At 71.4% G+C, this 21,124-nt stretch carries 19 protein-coding genes and 1 tRNA gene; 11 read left to right on the forward strand and 9 right to left on the reverse strand.

What is annotated here, in order from left to right; all coding sequences use genetic code 11:
- Positions 1–182 precede the first annotated feature (182 nt).
- Together ABD287_RS13005 and ABD287_RS13010 are read left to right on the forward strand one after the other, a co-directional pair.
- On the forward strand, positions 183–1,523 hold the full coding sequence (locus ABD287_RS13005) for a ferric reductase-like transmembrane domain-containing protein (protein ID WP_344172673.1): 1,341 nt from the start codon (positions 183–185) through the stop codon (positions 1,521–1,523).
- Positions 1,520–3,013 (forward strand): NADH-ubiquinone oxidoreductase-F iron-sulfur binding region domain-containing protein, encoded by a 1,494-nt coding sequence (locus ABD287_RS13010; protein WP_344172675.1) that lies wholly within the window; start codon positions 1,520–1,522, stop codon positions 3,011–3,013. Before ABD287_RS13005 ends, ABD287_RS13010 begins: the two co-directional genes overlap by 4 nt.
- Before the next feature lie 55 nt (positions 3,014–3,068).
- Here the strand turns inward: ABD287_RS13010 and pgm are convergent, their stop codons facing one another.
- Entirely contained in the window at positions 3,069–4,706 is a 1,638-nt protein-coding gene (gene pgm, locus ABD287_RS13015) for a phosphoglucomutase (alpha-D-glucose-1,6-bisphosphate-dependent) (protein WP_344172678.1), read from the reverse strand.
- A 187-nt stretch (positions 4,707–4,893) separates the two neighbouring features.
- On the opposite strand from pgm, the gene ABD287_RS13020 reads away from it, so the two are divergent.
- A complete protein-coding gene (locus ABD287_RS13020) occupies positions 4,894–5,469 on the forward strand; it encodes a QcrA and Rieske domain-containing protein (RefSeq protein ID WP_344172680.1) in 576 nt (191 codons plus the stop codon).
- 146 nt (positions 5,470–5,615) lie between these two features.
- Here ABD287_RS13020 and ABD287_RS13025 read toward each other — a convergent pair whose 3' ends face one another.
- Entirely contained in the window at positions 5,616–6,488 is an 873-nt protein-coding gene (locus ABD287_RS13025) for an aldo/keto reductase (protein ID WP_344172682.1), read from the reverse strand.
- 181 nt (positions 6,489–6,669) lie between these two features.
- On the opposite strand from ABD287_RS13025, the gene ABD287_RS13030 reads away from it, so the two are divergent.
- The gene (locus tag ABD287_RS13030; RefSeq protein ID WP_344172684.1) at positions 6,670–8,481 is read left to right on the forward strand and encodes a hypothetical protein; all 1,812 of its coding nucleotides are present in this window, start codon (positions 6,670–6,672) and stop codon (positions 8,479–8,481) included.
- 428 nt (positions 8,482–8,909) lie between these two features.
- Positions 8,910–9,779, forward strand: a complete 870-nt coding sequence (locus ABD287_RS13035; RefSeq protein ID WP_344172686.1) for a calcium-binding protein — start codon at positions 8,910–8,912, stop codon at positions 9,777–9,779.
- A gap of 92 nt (positions 9,780–9,871) precedes the next feature.
- On the opposite strand, the gene ABD287_RS13040 is transcribed toward ABD287_RS13035, so the two are convergent.
- Together ABD287_RS13040 and ABD287_RS13045 are read right to left on the reverse strand one after the other, a co-directional pair.
- Positions 9,872–10,090, reverse strand: coding sequence for a hypothetical protein (locus ABD287_RS13040; RefSeq protein WP_344172688.1), 219 nt, complete (start codon positions 10,088–10,090; stop codon positions 9,872–9,874).
- Positions 10,087–11,397, reverse strand: coding sequence for a PspC domain-containing protein (locus ABD287_RS13045; protein WP_344172691.1), 1,311 nt, complete (start codon positions 11,395–11,397; stop codon positions 10,087–10,089). The genes ABD287_RS13040 and ABD287_RS13045 overlap by 4 nt, the downstream gene beginning before the upstream one ends.
- Before the next feature lie 218 nt (positions 11,398–11,615).
- Here ABD287_RS13045 and ABD287_RS13050 point away from each other — a divergent pair, with 218 nt between their 5' ends.
- The 6 genes from ABD287_RS13050 (at position 11,616) to ABD287_RS13075 (ending at position 16,766) form a co-directional block, all read left to right on the forward strand.
- Entirely contained in the window at positions 11,616–12,839 is a 1,224-nt protein-coding gene (locus tag ABD287_RS13050) for an ATP-binding protein (protein WP_344172731.1), read from the forward strand.
- The gene (locus ABD287_RS13055) at positions 12,824–13,486 is read left to right on the forward strand and encodes a LuxR C-terminal-related transcriptional regulator (RefSeq protein WP_344172733.1); all 663 of its coding nucleotides are present in this window, start codon (positions 12,824–12,826) and stop codon (positions 13,484–13,486) included. Before ABD287_RS13050 ends, ABD287_RS13055 begins: the two co-directional genes overlap by 16 nt.
- A 160-nt stretch (positions 13,487–13,646) precedes the next feature.
- Positions 13,647–15,095 carry a glycine hydroxymethyltransferase gene (locus ABD287_RS13060; RefSeq protein WP_344172693.1) on the forward strand — a complete coding sequence of 483 codons (1,449 nt, stop codon included), beginning with the start codon at positions 13,647–13,649 and terminating at the stop codon, positions 15,093–15,095.
- 22 nt (positions 15,096–15,117) lie between these two features.
- On the forward strand, positions 15,118–15,555 hold the full coding sequence (locus ABD287_RS13065; protein WP_344172695.1) for a hypothetical protein: 438 nt from the start codon (positions 15,118–15,120) through the stop codon (positions 15,553–15,555).
- Entirely contained in the window at positions 15,540–16,451 is a 912-nt protein-coding gene (locus ABD287_RS13070) for an MFS transporter permease (protein ID WP_425565614.1), read from the forward strand. The genes ABD287_RS13065 and ABD287_RS13070 overlap by 16 nt, the downstream gene beginning before the upstream one ends.
- A gap of 51 nt (positions 16,452–16,502) precedes the next feature.
- Positions 16,503–16,766, forward strand: a complete 264-nt coding sequence (locus ABD287_RS13075) for a hypothetical protein (RefSeq protein ID WP_344172697.1) — start codon at positions 16,503–16,505, stop codon at positions 16,764–16,766.
- A 14-nt stretch (positions 16,767–16,780) separates the two neighbouring features.
- On the opposite strand, the gene ABD287_RS13080 is transcribed toward ABD287_RS13075, so the two are convergent.
- The 5 genes from ABD287_RS13080 to ABD287_RS13100 all read right to left on the reverse strand — a co-directional run bounded on the left by ABD287_RS13080 (position 16,781) and on the right by ABD287_RS13100 (position 20,644).
- Positions 16,781–17,461, reverse strand: a complete 681-nt coding sequence (locus ABD287_RS13080) for a dienelactone hydrolase family protein (RefSeq protein ID WP_344172699.1) — start codon at positions 17,459–17,461, stop codon at positions 16,781–16,783.
- Between the two features lie 195 nt (positions 17,462–17,656).
- A tRNA-Cys gene (locus ABD287_RS13085) sits at positions 17,657–17,730 on the reverse strand.
- A 120-nt stretch (positions 17,731–17,850) separates the two neighbouring features.
- Positions 17,851–19,134, reverse strand: coding sequence for a PP2C family protein-serine/threonine phosphatase (locus ABD287_RS13090; protein ID WP_344172701.1), 1,284 nt, complete (start codon positions 19,132–19,134; stop codon positions 17,851–17,853).
- Positions 19,135–19,313: 179 nt separating this feature from the next.
- The gene (locus ABD287_RS13095) at positions 19,314–19,451 is read right to left on the reverse strand and encodes an LPXTG cell wall anchor domain-containing protein (protein ID WP_344172703.1); all 138 of its coding nucleotides are present in this window, start codon (positions 19,449–19,451) and stop codon (positions 19,314–19,316) included.
- 14 nt (positions 19,452–19,465) lie between these two features.
- Positions 19,466–20,644, reverse strand: coding sequence for a glycosyltransferase family 2 protein (locus ABD287_RS13100; protein WP_344172705.1), 1,179 nt, complete (start codon positions 20,642–20,644; stop codon positions 19,466–19,468).
- Positions 20,645–21,124: the final 480 nt, after the last annotated feature.

Raw genomic sequence — 21,124 nt, forward strand, 5'->3', positions numbered from 1 at the left:
GCTAATCGGGCCTGTTGGACGACGAACCCCGAGGTCCGTCGTCCTGATCATTAACTGCCGGGACCCCGACCCGACGAGAAATTCGCGGAGCACTCATCCGCACGGCGGTTTCGTACGTACTCACAGCCGGCAGCCCTCACAGGCTCACACCACCAGCACCAACCGCTGTAGAACGAGGAGCCATGGCTATTCGCGAGCGAGCGCAGCAGTCCTCCGGCACCGCACCGGCATCCGGCCGCCGCCGCATGCCCAAGGCGTCGACCCTGCTGCTGAGCGCGACCGGGCTCGTGGCCTTCTGGGCGCTCGCGGCGCTCACCACGCCCGGTCGGGTGGCGTACACCTTTGTCTTCTACTTCATGCACTTCTACGCCGGCGTCTTCGTCCTCATGGCTCTCACCGGCACGATCATGTTCGGGCTCATCGCCACCGACCGCATCGTCCTCGACGTCCGGCTCCGGGTATGGATGCAGATCATCCACCGCGGCATGGGCGTCTTCGCGATGGCCTGCCTCGGGGCGCACGTGTGGACCAAGGCCACCGGCGGAACCATCACCGTGTTCAACGCGATCGTGCCGTTCACCAACCCTGGGGCCACCACAAACATCTACCTGGGTCTGGGGCCGGTCACCGCATACCTCATGTTGCTGATCTTCTGGACCGGCATCGCCCGCGCGCGGTTCGTCAATATGGCCAACCCACGGCTCTGGCGGGTGCTGCACAGCGCCGCGTACCTCGCCTGGCCGCTGGCCCTGATGCACGGCCTCGGCGCCGGGCGGCGCCCTGCCGACTGGGTGACCTACAGCTACCTGCTGTGCGTCGTGGGCGTCACCGTCGCGCTGTTCCTACGGCTGGCGACCAGCCGCAAGAAGCGTCAGGAAGGCGGACGGATGGCCCAGACGACGATGGCCACCGAGGCGGCCGGCGGCCAGGCCCGGACGATCACCGTCGGCTCGGAACGGGAGCGGGCCGCCGCCGAACGGGAGGTCAACCCGTTGGCGGCCCGTTGGGAGAGTTCGGCGCAGTCGTGGGACACCGACACCTTCGCGGTCATCTCCGACATCGACGATGCCGAGCAGGACCAGCCCGAAGCGCCCGAGATCCCGGAACGGACCTGGATCGAGGAGACGCCACGCGAACGCGCGCCGATGGCCTACGCCCTGCCGGCCGCGCCCGCGGTCTACTACGAGGACGAGCCTCCGGCGCGCCGCTCCGCCGACTACGTGCCCCGGCGGGCCGCCCGCGACGAGCTGCCCCGGGGCCGGCACTCCCTCGACGACCGGGGCGGATATCCGGCGCGCGCGACCGGCAGGTACTCCGTCGCTTCGTCCGCCGCCTACGAGCCGAGGTACGAATCCCGCTACGGGGACGTCGCGCCCGACGACACCCCGACTCTGGTCGACTTGTCCACGCGGCGGGCCATGCGCGACTCGGGCCGCGGCAGGTCTCAGCCCGGGCGCCGCGCGGTCGAGGACCAGTACGCCGACGAGCCTTACTACCGACCGCGTTGGCGGGAGGCGCAGTGACGAGCCCCGTGCCCTTCGTCGTCTCGATCGGGACGCCACGGCTCACCGCTGGCTTCGACGAGCACCGCCGGCTCAACCTGTGGGCCCATGAGGACGTGCACGGTGGACTGCCCGAGCTGTCAGGCGACGAGGTGCTGGCGCTGGTCGAGGAGATCTCGCTCAAGGGACGCGGGGGCGCCGGATTCCCCTTCGCGCGCAAGATCAAGGCGGTGGTCGAGGCGGCCGAGTCGCGCAAGCTGCCCGTGGTCGTCGTGGTCAACGCCACCGAGGGGGAGCCGGCGGCGTGGAAGGACAAGACCCTGCTCACCCGGGCCCCACACCTCATCCTCGACGGGGCTACCCTGGCCGCCGAGGCGCTTGCCGCCGAGGAGATCGTCATCGGGATCGGCGACGACGGGGTCGGCGAGAAGTCGATCACCGCGGCGTTGGCTGAACGCCAGATGCCGGCCCCGACCAGGATCGTGGCCGTCCCGCACCGGTTCATCTCCGGCGAGGGCGGCGCCCTCGTCAACGGGATCAACGGGCAGGCCAACATCCCCCCGGGGATCAAGAAGCGATCCAGCGACGAAGGCGTCGACGGCCTGCCGACCCTGCTGTCGAACGCCGAGACCTTCGCCCAGCTGGCGATCGCCGCCCGCACCGGCGCGGCGCACTACGGATCGGTGGGCACCGCCGCCGAACCGGGAACGGTCATGCTCACCGTCAGCGGCAGCGCCCAACGTCCGGCCGTCGTCGAGTGCGCCACCGGCACGCCGCTCAAGGAGGTGCTGCGCCTGTGTGGCGCCGAGGGCAGCGCCGGGGTGCTCACCGGCGGCTTCCACGGAAAATGGATCACCGCCGAGGCCGCGGCGCGCGCGGAGGTCTCCCGGGCCGGGTTCGCCGAGGTCGGCGGCGCCCTGGGCGCCGGCATCATCATTCCGTTGGGCGACACGACCTGCCCGATCGGCGAGGTGGCCCGGGTGGTCCAGTACCTGGCCGGCGAGTCCGCGGGCCAGTGTGGACCATGCCGCTTCGGTCTTCCCGACATCGCCCGGCTGGTGCGCGAGGTAGCCGCCGGCACCGGAGCCGTCTCCGCCGTCCGGGCCGCCGTGGGCGTGGTGAAGGGCCGTGGGGCGTGCAGCCACCCGGACGGCACCGCCGCGTTCACCCTCTCGGCGATCGAGATCTTCGCCGACGACATCGCCGAGCACGCCCGGAACGGCTCCTGTGGCCGACCCATTCAGGACACCCTGCCGATGCCGCGCAAAGCCAACGAGGAAGCGTTGCAGTTATCGGTCGACTGGAGCCGCTGCGACGGCCACGGGCTGTGCGCCTACGTCGCCCCCGAGCTGATCAGGCTCGACGGCAACGGCTTCCCCGCCTTCCCCGACCTGCCGGTGCCACCGTGGCTGGAGAGCGACGCCAAACAGGCCGTCAAGGTCTGCCCGGAGCTGGCCCTGCGGCTCGGCCGCGGCGGCCCTCCCCCGACCCCGCCCCCGCGGCGCCGCTGATCCCATGAACCGTGACGATCTCGCGACCACCGGCCCGCGGCGCTGCTTCCCAGCCTCAGCCGGCCAGCAGCGCCGCGTCGACAATCTCCCTGGCCTCGGCCTGGACGCCGGCCAGAGCCTGTGGCCCACGGAACGACTCCGCATAGATCTTGTAGACGTCCTCGGTGCCCGACGGTCGGGCGGCGAACCAGCCGGACGCGGCGCAGACCTTGAGACCGCCGATCGGCGCCCCGTTACCGGGCGCGGTGGCCAGGATCGCCGTGATCGGCTCGCCGTCGAGCGCCGCGACCCGCACCTGGTCGGGCGTCAGCGCGGCCAGGGCCTGCTTCTGTGCCCGGGTGGCGGGGGCGTCGATCCGGGCGTAGGCGGGCTCGCCGTGCCGCGCGGTCAGGTCGCGGTAGCGGGCGCTGGGGCTCTGTCCGGTGACGGCCAGGATCTCGGCGGCCAGCAGGGCCAGCACGATGCCGTCCTTGTCGGTGGTCCAGCAGCGTCCGTCGCGGCGCAGGAACGACGCCCCGGCGCTCTCCTCGCCACCGAAGCCCAGCGAGCCGTCGGCCAGACCCTCGACGAACCACTTGAAGCCGACCGGGACCTCGTGCAGGCGCCGGCCGAGTCCGGCCGCCACCCTGTCGATCATGGACGACGAGACCAGGGTCTTGCCGACGGCGGCGTCCGGCCGCCACCGTGGCCGGTTGGCGAACAGGTACTCGATGGCCACGGCCAGGAAGTGGTTCGGATTCATCAGGCCGGCGTCCGCGGTGACGATGCCGTGCCGGTCGGCGTCCGCGTCGTTCCCGGTGGCGATGTCGAAACGGTCCCGGCCGGCGATGAGCGTAGCCATGGCGTACGGGGACGAGCAGTCCATCCGGATCGCCCCGTCGGCGTCCAGCGGCATGAAGGACCAGGTCGGGTCGACAGTCGGGTTGAGAACGGTCAGATCGATCCGGTGCCGGCGGGCGATCTCAGCCCAGTAGTCGACGCTGGCGCCGCCGAGTGGATCGGCGCCCAGCCGCGCCCCGCTCGCCCGGATCGCGTCCAGGTCGACGACCGCGGGCAGGTCGTCGACGTATCCGCCGAGGAAGTCGTGCCGGCCCGCCGCCGGCAACGCCCGGGCGTGCGGCGTTCGTCGCACCTCCTTGAGCTCGCCAGCGATGATCCCGTTTGCCCGGTCCTGAACCCACCTGGTGATCCGCGTGTCAGCGGGACCGCCGTGCGGGGGGTTGTACTTGAGCCCGCCGTCGCCGGGCGGGTTGTGCGAGGGCGTGAGGATGACGCCGTCGGCGAGCGCCCGGTGGGACCGGTTGTGCGTGATGATCGCGTGCGACAGGGCTGGCGTCGGCAGGCGCCCGTCGCGGCTGTCGAGGGTCACCGGGACGTCGTTGGCGACCAGGACCTCGATGGCGGTCACCAGGGCCGGCCCGGACAGAACGTGGGTGTCGGCGCCCAGGAACAGTGGGCCGTCGATGCCCTCGGCCGCCCGGTGCTCGGCGATCGCCTGGCAGATCGCGGCGACGTGCGCGTCGTTGAACGACGTCCGCAGACTGGCGCCGCGGTGCCCGGAGGTGCCGAAGGCGACCCGCTGCCCCGGATCCGCCGGGTCGGGCCGGCGGTCGTGGTACGCGGCCAGGACAGCCTCCGGGTCGATGAGGTCCTGGGGCTGGGCGAGCGTTCCCGCACGCGGGTGAGCTGGCACGACACCTCCTGTTTTCGGCCGGGCCCGGGCGACGCCGGCGGCGTTCCCACCGTAGGACAGCAGCGATCGCGGCGCCCGGGACGCGCCCTCAGGAATTCTTCAGCCCAGCCACGGGCCGTTGAGAGGTCCAGAACGCACAGTTGGAGCACCGCATCACGGTCTCCCCAACCAGGAATGGTGTGAACCCATGAGCAACGACGCCCCCGATACGCCTGTCAACACCCCGGCCGGGGCCACCGGCGGGCTGGCCGCCGTCCGCGGCCTGTGTCCGAGCCGGCGCTCGCTGCTCGCCATCGCCGGCGGTATCAGCGTCACCGCCGTCCTGGCGGCGTGCAGCGACGACTACAGCGGCTACACGTTGCCGCAGGAGGATCCCAACGCCCAGGGCAACGCCGACCCCAGCGCCTCCAGCGACGGTGGCGGCGACGGTGGCGGAGGCGGAGGCGACGACGACGACGCGGCGCCGGGCGACAGCGGCGGCGGCGCCGAGGAGCTGGCCGCGACCGACGACATCCCGGTAGGCGGCGGCAAGGTCGTCGACGGGGTGCTCATCATGCAGCCGGCCGCGGGCCGGTTCCGGGCCTTCAATGCCGCCTGCCCGCACCAGGGCGTCCAGGTCAGCGCGCCCAAGGACGGCGCGATCTCCTGCTCGGCCCACGGGTCGGAGTTCGCGCTCAACGGCGACGTGACCAACGGGCCGGCCAAGAAGGGGCTCAGCCGAGTAAAGATCCGGGTGAAGAGCGGCAAGATCCTGCGCGCCTGACAGATGTCAGTCCTGGTCCGACGGCCGCCGCTGGTGGGTTCCGCTCACCGTAGCGGCGGCCGTCAACTGTTGCACGCGCCAGTTCGGACGGCGCGCCTCGGCCTGGCTGCTGTTCCTCGTGGGCAGCCCACCGAGCGACGCGCCGGTCAGGCCGCCTCGGTGATCTGGGAGAACTGGTCGTCGGTGAGGGCGATCCCGGCGGCGGCCAGGTTCTCCTCAAGGTGCCCTACCGACGAGGTGCCCGGGATGGGCAGCATCACCGGGGAACGGCGCAGCAGCCACGCCAACGCCAGCTGGGCCGAGGTGTGACCGGTCTCCTTGCTCATGGCGTCCAGGACCCCGCCGGGGCGGGCCAGGTCGCCGCTGGCCAGCGGGAACCAGGGAATGAAGCCGATCCCCTCGCGCTCGCAGTAGGCGACGACGTCCTCCGAACGCCGGTCGCCGACGTTGTACAGGTTCTGGACCGTGGCGACCGGCAGGACCTCGCGCGTCTGCTCGATCTGCTCCACGGTGACCTGCGACAGCCCGAAGTGACGGATTTTGCCCTCGTCCTGTAGTCGCTTGATGACGGCGAGACTCGCGACGGCCGGGACGGCCGGGTCGAACCGGTGCAGCTGCCACAGGTCGATCCGCTCGACCGCGAGCCGGCGCAGACTCAGCTCGACGCACGAATGCAGGTACTCGGGGCGGCCGACCATCTCCCAGACGTCCGGTCCGGTGCGCACCAGCCCGCCCTTGGTGGCGACGGTGACGTTCCGGTAGGGGCTCAACGCCCCGCGGATGAGGTCCTCGTTGGTGTGTGGTCCGTAGCTGTCGGCGGTGTCGATGAAATCCACGCCCAGCTCGACCGCCCGCCGGAGGACCGCGACCGCGTTGTCACGGTCAGCCGGCGGGCCCCAGATGCCCGGTCCGGTGAGCTGCATCGCTCCGTAGCCAAGGCGGTGGACGCTCATGTCGCCGCCGATGTCGAAGATGCCGCCCAACGGGACGGCCGGGCCGATGCTGCCAGATTCTGTCATGACGCCGATTATCCCGGGCCGACGGCCGCGGCGTCCGCGCTCGCGGCATGGCCCTGACCGGGCCACCGAGCGGCCAGCGAAATAGCCGTCACAGCCCGCCTCACGGCGCTGCCGGCACGGCGCTGAGCAGCGCATACTCGACCCTGTGGTGATTATCGGACCAGAGGGTCCCGGATCGGACATGCAGGGCCTGATCCAGATGCTGCGACAGGCGGTGACCGACGCTCAGGGCCCTGCCGGAGCGACCGCCACAGCGACCGCCGCGGTGGTCGCACGGGCCCGCGGCGGTCGGCTCTCCGCCCTGCTGGCCGACGGCCCGGCGCCGGGGGCCACACCCCTGCTGCCAGCGCTACAAGCCGGGCTGCGCGAGGGCCTCGCGGCGGCCGGTGGCGCCGGAGCGGTGACCCGGGCCGTGCTGGCCTACCTCGCCGAAAGCGCCGCGACCCGGGCCAGCGGGCTGGGCGGAATCCCGGCAGGTGGCGCCCGCGGCGCGACGGTCGGGCCCGGCGGCCTGCCGGGCGCGCCCGGCCCGGGCGGCGGCCCGGGCGAAGGTCTGGTGGGCGACAGCCCGAGCGCGGCCGGGCTCCCCGCCGGGGCCCGTCCAGTCGGACCGGCGGCTGGCTCAGGCATCGGCGCCGCGGGCGGTTCGGGGCCGGGCGAGGAAGGCCCGGCAGCCGGAAGATCGGGCGGGCCAGGCGGCGGGGCGCCCGCCGGAAGCCCCGTGAGTCCAGGCGCCGGCGGGCCGCCGGCGGGCGCCCCGGCAGCACCGGCGGGGGCTGGGACCGGCGTCACTTCAGTCGGCGCTGGAGCCGCGCCGGGCAGCCCGTTGCCGGTCGGGCCGGGCCCGCCTGCCGCGGCCGGACGCGGCGACGCGTCGGCGCCCGGGGTGGGCACGGCGCTGCCCGCCCCGGGCGGGGACCCTGGCGGGAACACGCGGCCGGTGGTCACGCGGACGGCGCCGAGCACCCCGTCGACCGGCGTCCCAGCCACGCCCGGACGGGCGACCCCGGCCGACCTGCTGGCGCTGTTGCCGGCCAACCCACAGGCACAGGGCGAGCAGCTGGGACGGGCAGTGAGCTGGCTGGCCGACAACCTCGGTCGCCCCCATCTGGTGGCGACCGGGGCCGCCCAGCTGGGTCCAGCCGCCGTCGCCCTGGGGATGAGCCCGGAGCGGCTGGACCAGATGGGAGCGTTGCTCGCCGACGCCGCCCGCGCCGCTGGCGCGCCCTGGACCGCCGAGGCCAGGACCGCGTGGGAGGCAACCAGCCGACTGGTCGCCCGCTGGGTGGCCCAGGGCGCGGCGGCATCCGGTTACGAGCCGCCGTTCTGGACAGCCACCGTGATCGACCACGAGCTGCGGCGGGCTGACCTGGCGGTGATCCGGGTCCGGACCTTCCTGCCGTATCCGTACCTGGCGGGCCAGGTCGCCCCGGTCGAGACCGCCCACCACCGGGACCAGTGGCGCCCCTGCTGGGTGGCCACTGCGCCTACCGGCGACAACGTCATCGAACTGCACGTACGCGCCTACCAGGAGGATCCGGTCGGGCTCGCCCTGGTGGGCAGAATCGCCGCCGGTGAAACTGTGCGGCTCCGGCCTGCGGCGGGCGACCTGCCGATGGCGGTGGAAAGTGGCCCGGCCGGAGCGCTGTTGTTGGCCGAGGACACCGGTGTGGCGCCAATGCTGGCGATCCTGGCGGACCTGCGCGAACGCGGCGACCCGCGTCCGGCACGGCTGATCTGGCTGCCCACCCCCGGGCAGGAGCCGTACGCCCGGGACGCGCTGACCGCGCTGGCCGACGAACACCGCCAGGTCACCGAGCTGGACGGGATGGTGCCGCTGGCCGAGGCGCTGGCGGCCGACGGGCCGTGGGACGGGTGGGGGGTGGCCGTCGCGGGGACGCCGACCGGGGTCGCCGCGATGTTGACCGCGGCCGGTTTCGCCGACATCTCCACGGCCCAGACCTGGCATGTTCAGATCGGTCCCGACGATTGACCGCCGCCCGCGGTGACCGGTGTCGGCGTTGGAGCGCCAGCGCCGACCACGAACGGATACTTCTCGGCTTCGAGCAAGGCGCCGCGGCGCCGCGGCGGCCAGACGGCGCGCCGGCTCGGGTTGATCCTGGCGCGCTGGCTGGCCGCGAGCACGGCGGCGAGATCACCGTCCGCTCGACACTATGCGCTGGCAGCGGTTTCACTGCGTCGCTGCCGGGAGCGCCGGCGCCCCGACCCGTCTGTTGACGCGCTCAGCGCGCCGTCCCGGCGCGGGCGCCGCAGCCGGACACGGCGCCGCCAGGCTGGGCCTGTGCCTGACGTACGGGCGCCCCTCCCAACCGGACTTATGTCTGTTTTGTTATTTTCCTACCTGTTTATTGGTTTTTCTATCATGTCGGCCCCGGCCGGCTCATAACGGAAGGACCCCCCGTGCGCATACGAAACACCGCCGTCGTCGCAGTGCTGGCCGCGAGCGCGCTCGCCCCCGCCACGAACGCCTCGGCCGCAGCGCCGATCGCCGGCACGAGCGCCAACGTGGCCCCCATCATCGCGCTCGCCGGCGGACAGTGCGCCGGAGCCCGCCGCGCCGCCATCGGCTTCCGCTTCTGGGACGACCACACCCCGCTGGCGAAGCTGCGCTACCGCATCGTGTCCAACAACAACCCTGCGCTGTTCGAGAGCACGCCGTGGTGGACATCGGGCATCCGGCGAATGATCACCCTGAATCTGCGTCCCGGCGCCCGCGGCGCCGCCGACATCGTCGTGGCCGTCGCTGACGCCGAGGGAAGTACCCGGCGGTTGCCGTTCACCGTCCGGTCCGGATACCGCACCATGGTCGGCACCAACCGCGCTGACGTGATGTTCGGCACCCCGCATGCCGACACCCTGTACGGCGGCGCGGGCAACGACATCATCTGCGCCGGCGCCGGCAACGACCGGGTTGACGGCGGCGACGCCGACGACCTCATCGAAAGCGGCCCCGGCAACGATCGCGTCACCGGGGGCCGGGGCGACGACACCCTGCACGGCGGCGACGGCGACGACCTGCTCAGCGGGGGCGCCGGCAACGATTGGATCCTCGGCGGCCACGGCGCTGACCGGATCCTCGGCGAGCTCGGGGCCGACACGCTCAACGGCGGTCCCGGCAACGACCTCCTGCACGGTGGCCCCGGGCCCGACACCGCCGCGGGCGGCCCAGGGGCCGACCGGTTCCTGCTCATGAACGGCGGACGTGCGCTCGACTACGACGCCGCAGCCGGCGACCGCATCCTCGGCCAACTGCCGGTTCGCGTCTCCTAGGCGACAAACGCACGCCGGGGTGTGGGCTGGTGAGAGCCCACACCCCGGCGTGTCCGCGGGGAGCGATCCGCCGACAACCGACCGCCGTCAGATCAGTCGCCGGATTCCACGGCCGGGGTGTCGTCGCCGGCGCCGCCACGCAGCGCCCGGGCCAGGCCGGCGGCGCCGAGAATGACCAGACCGCCGGCCACCAGCCAACCGGGATGCACCCGCGGCAGTTCGAGATGGCGGCCCAACGCCCACCAGCCCACGAACAGCAGGAACAGCAGGCCGAATAGCAGGGACGTCAGATCAGTGCGATGGGTTCTCATCGGGTCACCTCGATGTCGCCGACGTTCGTGAGCAGGGTGAGGTTGAGCGTGCCGCCCCCCGGGCCGTCCGGGCCCAGGTCGGTGGTCTGACGCCAGTCGCCGCCGACGCCGCTCCACTCCACGCTCAGCAGTTCCAGGTCACCGACCTGGGTGTTCGCGCGGACGATCACGTCCACGGCGGGGGGCAGCAGGACGCTGATATCGCCGATCCGGCCCTCGACCCGCACGTTCGACTGCTGGCCGACGAAACTGACCTGACGCAGGTCCAGCGTCCCGTCGCCCAGATCGAACCGGTACTCCGGCTGGACCTGGGCGATCGTGGCCGGCGTCCACCGCTGCGAGCCGCTGTCGTGCTCGTCGTGCCAACGCCCGGCGGTCGTGCTGATCGCCAGTCCGATGGAGAGCAGGACACCTAGGAAGATCAAACCGCGGGCCCGGCCGATCCAGGCGCCCAGCACCAGCGCGGCTCCGACGACGGTCAGGGCTGTCGCGAAGTAGGTCGCGGCGTTGGCGGCGACGACGCCGGCCAGTTGCAGACCGGCGAGGACGCCCAGGGCGAGCAGGATGGTCGAGAACGCGATGGCGCCCAGCCGCGACCGGGGCGGCTTGACCGACGGCGGAACCGGCGGCATGGCCGCCGGACTCACGAACGGCCCGTTCGGCGCGAACGGCGGCCGGTAGCCCGGTGGCGGGGCCGCGAACACCGGTCCCGCGGTTGGCGGCGCGGCATAGGCCTTGCTAGCGGCGGATCCCGGAGCGACCCCAACGCCGGGGCTGGTGGCGTCGCGCCGTCGCGCGAAGATCGCCAGGATCACCAGCACGACGGCCAGCCCGAGCAGCGGCATGTGCAGGTCGCTCAGCGAGCCGATGAGGCCGATCCCGACGATGGCGAGAACAACGACCAGGAACGGCGAGGTGCTGGAGCGGCCGCGCCCCACCAGCGCCTCGGCCGGCGACGCCGTGTCGCCCTCGGCGGGCGTGGCCACCCACAGGACGAGGTACGCCAGCACGCCCAGTCCGCCGAGCAGCGCGGTGACGGCGAACAGCACCCGCCAGAGCACCGGATCGGTGTTGGTGGCGCGGGCGACCGCCCCGCTGACGCCGGCCACATGCCGGCCGGTCAGCGGCCTGATCAGGCCGTGCTGCACCGGCGGCAGCCAGCCCTCGTAGGCGGAGCCGGGCGGCGGCGCGTCCGGATCCGGAGAGCCGGGGAGCGGTGCGGCGGGTGGTTCGTCGGGTCGTTTCGGGGGCGGCTCGGCGCCAGGCTCATCGCGGCCCGGAGGCGGAGCGGTCGGGTCATTGGTCATGGCCACCATCCTCAGCCTCAGCCCGGCTCTCCCGGATCAGGCGACGCCCCTGAGCCAACCCTGATTTCCGGCAGCGCCACACCCTGAGTTATGTCAGCCGGCCGCTCAGGGTCTGCCCCGTGGCACGGCGGCCGCGTCCCGTGTGACGATCGTCTGGCACACATCCGACGACCCGGACGGGGAACGACATCAGCTCGCCCGAACACGGACCCCCGCGCCTGTACCGCGCCCGCGACCAGCGCCTCGTCGCCGGCGTGGCGCGTGGGATCGCCGTGCACACCGGACTTCCGGTGCTCGGCGTCCGGCTGGCCATCCTCGGCCTCGTCGCCGTCCGCGGGACCGGGCTGCTGCTGTACCTGGCCCTGTGGGCGGTCGTGCCGCCGGAGCCCGGGGGTGACGGGCGACGCGACCTGCGGCAGTTGGCGCCGTTTGCGATCGCCGGCGCCGGACTGGTCGGCCTCGTCGCCTGGTACGGGCTCGGCGAGGTGAACCTCTACGCCGGCTGGCTCGTGGCCGTCGTCGTGGTCGGGGCCGGGCTCATCTGGCGGCAGGCCGGTCCCGAGTGGTGGCCGCGCTGGCGACCGCCGATCGGCGCCGTTCCCTGGCTGGACGCGCTGCTGGAGCAGGCCGGACGCCGGGCCTCGCTGCTGCGGTTCGGCGGCGGCGTGGTCCTCGTCGCCGCGGGGGTCATCGGTCTGGTCGCCGTGTACGTGCCGGCGGCGGCCAGCGGTCTGTCCTCGGTCCGGTACGGCGTGGTCTTCTCCGTGCTCGCGCTCGGCGGCGTGCTCCTCGTCGCCGGGCCGGTCATCTGGCGGACCTTCGAGCAGCTGCGCGCCGAACGCGAGGGCCGGATCCGGGAGCAGGAGCGCGCCGAGCTGGCCGCCATCGTCCACGACCAGGTCCTGCACACCCTGGCGCTCATCCAACGTAACGCCGCCGACCCGCAGCAGGTGCAGCGTCTGGCGCGTGGCCAGGAGCGCAGCCTGCGGGGTTGGCTCTACCAGCCCACCGGCTCGCCGAGCACTCAGCTCGTGGCGGCGTTGGAGCAGGTGGCGGCCGAGGTCGAGGACACCTACGCCGTCACCGTGGAGACCGTCGCCGTCGGCGACCGCGCCGTCGACGAGGCGGTGGCGGCTCTGGTGGCGGCCGCGCGGGAGGCCGTAGTCAACGCGGCCCGGCACGCGCAGGTCACCGCGGTGTCGGTGTACGCCGAGGTCGAGCCACAGCAGATCAGCGTCTTCGTCCGGGACCGGGGGGTCGGCTTCGACCTCGACGGCATCGACGAGAGCCGGCACGGCGTGCACGGCTCGATCATCGGCCGGATGGCCCGCCACGGCGGCCGCGCCGAGATCCGCGCCGCGCCCGGCGAGGGAACCGAGGTACGCCTCACCATGCCGGTGCGGGCCAGCGGCCCGGCCGTCACCGAATCCACAGGAGTGTGAACGCCGTGCGTCCGCTACGCGTCTTCCTCGTTGACGACCATGCGATGTTCCGGGCCGGCGTGCGTGCCGAGCTGGGGGGACAGGTCGAGATCGCCGGCGAGGCCGGCGGCGTCGCCGAGGCGGTCCGCGCCATCGCCGCCGCCGTCCCGGACGTGGTGCTACTCGACGTCCACATGCCAGACGGCGGCGGACGGGCGGTGCTCGACGCGATCCGCGAGGTGGCGCCACAGGTCCGGTTCCTGGCCCTGTCGGTGTCGGACGCCGCCGAGGACGTCATCGGGCTCATCCGGGCCGGGGCCCGCGGCTACGTCACCAAGACGATCTCGCCGGACGATCTCGTGGCCGCCGTGCGCCGGGTCGCCGACGGCGACGCGGTCTTCAGCCCCCGCCTCGCCGGGTTCGTCCTCGACGCCTTCGCCGCCCCGGCCGCCACGCCCCTCCTCGATCCGGAGCTGGACCAGCTCACCAACCGCGAACGCGACGTGCTCCGGCTGCTGGCCCGCGGCTACGCCTACAAGGAGATCGCCAAGGAGCTGTTCATCTCGGTCAAGACGGTGGAGACGCACGCCTCGAACGTGCTGCGCAAACTACAGATGTCGAACCGGCACGAGTTGACCCGGTGGGCGGCCACCCGGCGAATCGTCTGAACGGCGCCGCGATCCGTAGTGGTCTTTCCTGCCGTCGACCAGCTCACGGATGACGTCTCGCGCGGCAGTTCCGGCCCGGTCGCTGGCTGCTAGGGTGCTGGCGTCAGCCGTGCGGGCGGGCCCTGGCCCGACCTCGCCGAACACCGTTCCAGGAGGTTCTGTGTCTACTCCGACCGGCGTCAGCAGGGAGTCCTTGGCGTTCCGTAACGCCATCGACGTCGTCCGTGGCGTGGAGCCGGCGGTCGCGGACGCGATCACGGCGGAGCTGGCTGACCAGCGCGAGTCGCTCAAGCTCATCGCCAGCGAGAACTACGCCTCCCCGGCGGTGCTGCTGGCGATGGGCAACTGGTTCAGCGACAAGTACGCCGAGGGCACCATCGGCCGCCGCTTCTACGCCGGTTGCCGCAACGTGGACACCATCGAGTCGATCGCCGCCGAGCACGCCAAGGCGCTGTTCGGGGCGGAGCACGCGTACGTGCAGCCGCACTCGGGCATCGACGCCAACCTCGTCGCGTTCTGGGCGATCCTGGCCGCCCGGATCGAGAGCCCGGCGCTCAAGCGCCTCGGCGCCCGGCACGTCAACGACCTCACCGACGCTGACTGGGCCGCGCTGCGCCGCGAGCTGGGCGACCAGCGGATGCTCGGCATGTCGCTGGACGCCGGCGGCCACCTCACCCACGGCTTCCGTCCGAACATCTCCGGCAAGATGTTCGACCAGCGCAGCTACGGCACCGACCCGGCCACCGGCCTCGTCGACTACGACGCGCTGCGGGAGACCGCCCGCGAGTTCCGGCCGCTGATCCTGGTCGGCGGCTACTCCGCCTACCCCCGGAAGGTCAATTTCCGGATCATGCGGGAGATCGCCGACGAGGTCGGCGCCGTGCTCATGGTCGACATGGCGCACTTCGCCGGGCTGGTCGCCGGCAAGGTCTTCACCGGCGACTTCGACCCGGTGCGGCACGCCCAGGTCGTCACGACCACCACCCACAAGTCGCTGCGCGGACCGCGCGGCGGCATGGTGCTGTGCACGTCGGAGTTCTCCGACCAGGTCGACCGGGGCTGCCCGATGGTGCTGGGCGGGCCGCTCGGCAACATGATGGCCGCCAAGGCCGTCGCGTTCGCCGAGGCCCGCCAGCCCGCCTTCGCCGACTACGCCCAGCGGATCGTCGACAACGCCGCCGCGCTGGCCGAGGGCCTGCTACGTCGTGACGTGCGCCTGGTCACCGGCGGCACCGACAACCACCTCGTCCTGGCCGACGTCAGCGGCTTCGGCATCACCGGCCGGCAGGCTGAGGCGGCGCTGCTGGAGTCCGGCATCGTCACCAACCGCAACAGCGTTCCGGCCGACCCGAACGGCGCCTGGTACACCAGCGGCATCCGGCTGGGCACCCCGGCGCTGACCACTCGAGGTCTGGGCACGGCGGAGATGGATGAGATCGCCGACATGATGGCCGACGTGCTGGCCAGCACCAAGCCGGCCGCGGGCGCTGACGGCAAACCATCGAAGGCTCAGTACACGCTGGCCGACGGGGTCGCCGACCGTACCGTCAAGCGGGCCGGCGAACTGCTGGCGGGGCACCCGCTGTATCCGTCGGTCGACCTGGGCTGAGCGGCGTCGCGAAGCGCGTGAGATGGAGATTCTGACCGCACGTGGGCGGATGGCCCGGCTGGTGGCGGCCGCGCTCACGTTCGGTCTGCTCCTGGCCGGCACGGTCTGGGGAGACGACGACCACTTCCCGTTCGGGCCGTTCCGGATGTACGCCACCAACGGCGGCCCGAACACGCCGGCCAGCGACACCCTCATCGAGGCGGTGGACGTCAACGGCCGGACGCTCACGCTCAACGAACGCAACAGCGGGGTCCGGCGCGCTGAGGTGGAGGGCCAGTTGAGCCGGTACGCCGAGGACCCAGCGCGATTGGGCCGGCTCGCCGAGGCGTACCTGGCGACGAACCCGGGCGCGGCCCGCCTCGCGCAGGTACGGATCGTGATCCGCTGGCACGGCATCAGAGACAGCCGGCCGACCGGCACGCACACCGACGAGCTGGTGGCCCAGTGGCGGTTGCCGTGACCGCGGCGGCGGGCTCGGCCGCCAGGGCCGCGGGCGCGGTGGGCCGGTGGCTCACGGCCCCGGTTCCGTTGGGCCGCGTCGCCGCGTTCCGCACCGTGGTCTACCTGTACCTGGTCGTGGACCTGCTGTTGGTGACCTCGTCGGTGCGGGCGCACGCCAACGTGCCGGGCGATCTGTACCAACCGCTCATGGTCGCGCGGCTGCTCCCCTTGCCCGAGCCCACTCCCCTGCTCGTCAACGCGATCTTCTGGGCACTCATCGGACTGTCGCTCGCGGCGGCCACCGGGCGGGCGCCACGCCTGCTCGGCGTTACGATCTTCCTGCTCTACTTCCAGTGGATGATCATCGCGATGAGCTACGGGAAGGTCGACCACGACCGGGTCGGGCTGCTTGTGGCGCTCGCGGTGCTGCCGACGGTGGGGCGGGCCCGGCACGGCGACCCGACGCGCAGCGAGCCGGCCGGCTGGGCGCTTCGGATGACCCAGATCGCCGTCATCGCCACCTACTTCCTGGCGGCGTGGGCGAAGCTGCGCCTGGAGGGTCCCGACTGGATGACCAGCTCGGTGCTGGCCTGGGCCATCCTGCGCCGGGGCACCGAGTTCGCCCACCTGATCGCCCAGGTTCCGTACCTGCTCGTGGTCTCGCAGTTTGGGATCGTGGCGTTCGAGTTGCTGAGTCCGGCGGTGTTCATGCTCCGCGAGCGCTGGCGGCTGCGGTGCGTCGGCTTCTTCTACCTGTTCCACCTGTCGGTGTTCGCGACCATCACCATCTCCTTCGCGCCGCACCTGGTCGCGATGACGAGCTTCCTACCGTTGGAGAAAGTCCGCCCGATCGAGCGCTGGCGGCGGTCGCGGGCGGCGAACAAACCTCAGCCGGCGGAAGCGGTCACCATGTGATCGAGAGGTGCGGGGCCGCTTGAGTGGCCGACGGCGGGGTAACCCCATGACATGCGGATCAGCGCACAGCCACCGCGCCGACGCGGCACCGTCGGACACCCTTACAGCGCTTTGAACCTGCGCTTGGCGTTGGCGGCCTTCGGCCTGGTCTCCTCAGCGACGCTGGCCGTCCTGCTGCTGCGGGCCGACCTCGCCGCGTTCGGGTGGGCCTTCGCCGGCCTGGCGGCCGTGGCGGTGGTGGACCTGGTCGTGGTCCAGCTGCGTCGACGGGCCCGCCGACGCATCGACGGCGACAGGCGGTCGCTGTTCGAGTGATGCTACCGCCCGACTCATCGACTCTCGGCGCTCGCTGGGTCTGGGCCGCCCAGGTGGACAATGAACCACTGGCTGGCAAGCTCGGCGACCTGTTCCAACGTCCCCTCCTCCTCGAACAGGTGAGTGGCCCCGGCGACGATGATCAGTTCGGCCGGCGTCGCCATCGCGCTGAGCGCGTGGGCATTGAGCGCCTGCACCTGAGTGTCCAGCCCGCCGACGACGAGCAGCGTCGGGGCGGTCACTTCAGTCAGCGCGTCGGCGGCCAAGTCCGGCCGCCCCCCGCGGGACACGACCGCTCGGACTGCTTCGGGGCGGCGGGCGGCGGTGACCAGGGCTGCGGCCGCCCCGGTGCTCGACCCGAACAGGCCGATGTCATGGCGGGCGGTGTCGGGATGGGAGCCCAGCCAGTCGACCACCCCGGTCAACCGCTGGGCCAGCAGACCGATGTCGAATCGCAGCTGGGCGGTGCGCGCGTCGACCCGTTCCTCCTCGGCGGTGAGCAGGTCCACCAGGACGGTGGCCAGGCCCCGTTCGTTGAGCGTGGTCGCGACCGCACGGTTGCGGGGGCTGTGCCGTGAGCTGCCGCTGCCGTGGGCGAAAAGCACCACGCCGGTCGCGGCGTCGGGGACGGTCAGGTCAGCGTCTAGGACCACCCCGGCGGTCGGGACAGCAGTGGTGGCAGTGAGAGTTGCCATCGCGGGTCTTCTCTTCTCCTGGTCTGCCGCTGGCCGGCCCCCTGGCGGCCAGCTCGCAGGCGGTCTACCTGTGCTGACTTCCCGCCACCGACTGTGGTAAACCGGCGGCGACACATAGCCGCAGGCGGAACTCGTCGCGCCATGGCAACCACGTTTCGACGCCGTGCTCGCCGACCCACGCGCGAGCGACGGCTCTGGAGACAGGTGCCGGATTCGAACCGGCGTAGACCGCTTTGCAGGCGGTTCCCTAACCACTCGGGCAACCCGTCGTGTTGAGAGTTAGACGGGCACGAACCGCCTACGGTTCCCGTTTGCCAGGAAAGTTGGCCAAACGCTCCCGCCGTTACGGCAAGAGGCACGGCAGCTGGGCACGCCGACAGTGTTGCCGGTCAGCAGTTGTCTCGCTGGCGGACGAGCGAACTTGGGCTGCTGGCCCGACTGGGATCGGCGCCGGCCGCGGTGTGGCGGGCGCCGCCATGCCCGCCGTGCCAGTCGAGGACCAGAAGGCAGGCGTCGTCGGGCAGGACGGGCCCGGCGACTTCGAGGACGAGGTCGCCGAGCAAGCGGACCACCTCTCTGGGGTGCAGCGCGCTCAGGTGCTGCAGGCGTGTGGCCAGTTTCAGGTCGGCGGCGCCGCGTTCGAGCATGCCGTCGGTAAACAACACGAGGCGATCACCCGGCTGCAACTCGATCTCGGCAGACAGGTAAGGCTTGTGGCGCAGGACCCCGAACGGCCGATTGGCCGGCAGCGCCACCGCCTGTGTGACCCCGTCGCGCAACAGCAGCGGCGTGGGGTGCCCGCCGTTGACGACAGCGAGGGCGCCGGTGGACAGATCCAGCCGGCCGAGAAACCCGGTGGCGAAGGGCGAGCCGGCCGGGGCGTTGTCGATGAGCGCATCGTCCGCTGCCTGCGCCTGTTCTAGCAGGGTGCCGCCACGACGGCGAGCGTTGCGTAGCGCGCCGACGCACAGGGTCGCGGTGAGCGCGCTGTTCACACCGTGGCCTACCGCGTCGGTGACGCTGAGATGTAACAGGTCGCGAGCTACGCTGTAGTCGAAGGTGTCGCCGCCGATGCTGGCTGTGGGCTCCAGCCAGGCTGACAGGGTGAACGAGTCGGCTTCGCAGGTGAACGACGCGGGCAGCAGGCGCCGTTGGATCTCCGCGGCGAGGGTGAAGGGGCTTGTCCGCTGCCCCCACTCGAACAGGTCGGTGTGGCGACGGTTGGCGATCACCACGAATGCCAAGGTGTGCGCGGCCCGCGACACCCGTCGCACGACCGCATCGGTCGGCGCGGCGGACAAAGCGATCTCCAACAAGCCGATCGCCTCGCCCCGTTGGGTCACCGGGGCCCGTACCACGTGATGGTCGCCGACCTGCTCGACCAGAACCTGCTGCCCGCTCAGTGCCTGCTCCTGCGGGCCGCCGTCGAATGGCATCACCATCGCGACGTCCTCGTCCTGCCGCCGGCCGCCGGGAACGTCACCGATCGGGACGTGGACCAGGCGCACGAGAGCGCGGCCGCTCATGTCCGCCACGAGGAACGACACCCACCACGCGTCAAGGTCCACCCCGATGGTCCGGGTCACCGCCTCAACGGCGTCGACCGGAGCGGCTCTCTCCACCGCGAGCAACACATGGTTGAGATCCACGCCGCTCATCTCCTTGTTAGTCACGCAGCGGAGCATAGGCGGCATGCCGTCATCGGCTGTATGGGCGCGGGAGCCGGGTGGCTCGTCCGGCGACCCACCGCTCTGGGCCGTGTCCGGCAGGCGGGCATGGGCCGTCCGTGCGCTCAGACCGGTCAGGTGGCCGCGTGGCCGCAGCCCGACAGAGGCTACGGCCACGCGATCACTCAGACCAGGCTACGGGCGCGAGCGCCCATGCGCGCGCCGAAGGCGAGCACAGTGCCGAGGGCAACCATGACGACGCCGATGGCGCCGAGCATGAGGGCCGACGCCCCGGTGACGGGCAGTTCCTGGTGACCGGACATTCTGTTCTCCTTTTCTAGGCCGCGAGCCGGGCGGGGGATTTCCACACACAGCGCTCGACGCTTGGTTGCCGGATCGCCTTGATGAGGGCGTGAACCAGCACGATTCGGTAGACGAGGTCGATGACGACGAGCGCTGGGATGAACAGCACCAACCGCGGGTGTCGGAGCTGGATGGCGGCGACCAGCATCCAGACGCTGTGCCCGGCGAGCAGGATGAGCACCGCGCTGATGGGGGCGTCGAAACTGATGACCAGCAGCCACACGGTGGCGGGTCCGGACAGCACGTAGATCAGCCAGTGAATGATCAGCAGGACGTAGGCCAGGTCGAACATGCTGGCCTGGCGTCCGATGCGGTGGCCGATGATGCCCTGGAAAGTGCCCCACATCCACCGCAGGTTCTGCCGGTACCAGTCGTGCAGGTTGGTGGGGTCCTGGAGCAGCGCGGTGGCCTTCGGCGCATAGACGATACGGCCGAGCTTGCGGCGGTGGGTCTCAAGCACCCAGAAGGTGTCATCAACGATGTAGGGCGGGCGCTGTGGGAGCACCTCGTCGAGCAGCTCGGTCCGGTAGAGCGAGTTGGAGCCGGAGATGCAGTTCATGACGTTGGCCGCGCTCTGGAGGCGCCGGACGACCAGCTGGTAGTACCAGTAGCTGTAGGCGCGGGCGGCGAGCCAGGCGTTCCAGCGCCGTTCCTTGGGCCACCAGGTGACGTTATGGCCGACGACGATCGCGACGTCCTCGGCGAGCTTGTTGAGGCAGTCGTCGATGAACGTGTCGCCGATGATGACATCGTCATCGAGGATGGTGACGGCCCGGTAGCGCTGGCCGAGCTGGAAGTGCTCGTAGGCCAGGTGCAGGGCGGCCGGCTTGCCGACATTGACGGCTTGTTCGAGGACCGTGCCGCCGGCGGCGCGGGCCAGGCTCGCGGTGGCATCGGTGGAGGCGTCGGAGACGACGTAGACGGGCGCCCCGGTGGCGCGGGCCGCAGCGACGACCGTGCCGATGGTCGACGCGCCGTTGTGGCAGGCGATGAGAATGGCCACCTGGTCGTGTGTCACGGAGGGATAGGCGCGTTTGGTTCGGTCCCGTTTGACGCTGTCAGGCCGGATGAAGCCGTACAGGAATGCGCACAGGCCAGCCACCGCCATGATGAAGAGAATGGCGATAACGGCCAACAATAGAGCACGAAGCATCAGGGGGGCGCCTCAGCGTTCGTCCCATTTCTGGGGAGGGGTAACGCCGGGGGACGACGTTCGCAGTGAACCTACAAGCGCCATTTCGTTGGCCGCAACCATCCTTTTGGCCACATGAGCAACCGATGCAAATTGCGATCAAAATTCAAACTGTGCGGCTTCAGGAGACTACGTAGCGTAGTTTCAAGGCGGCCCAAACCAGTTCATAGTGGGTCATTCTATTGCTTATCAGGCAGGCTCATTACTTAACGTAGTGGTCGCCTGTCATGGCAGATAACCACCTAAAACGGTCAGTAGGTAAGAGCCGGCGAGCGCGCGTGACAATTAAGACCCCCACCGAGGTCGAACTCATCGCATGAGAAACAACAGGAGCGCTATGCGCATTGAGGTGATCTCAACGAGGGTTCGGTAGGTACCGGTATTCGAAGTGGGTGAGGTGGACGGCTGCGCGGACGATGTCGCCGAGGTTTCGGGGGCTGG

The sequence above is a fragment of the Pilimelia columellifera subsp. columellifera genome, from assembly GCF_039532605.1.
GTDB classification, from domain to species: domain Bacteria; phylum Actinomycetota; class Actinomycetes; order Mycobacteriales; family Micromonosporaceae; genus Pilimelia; species Pilimelia columellifera.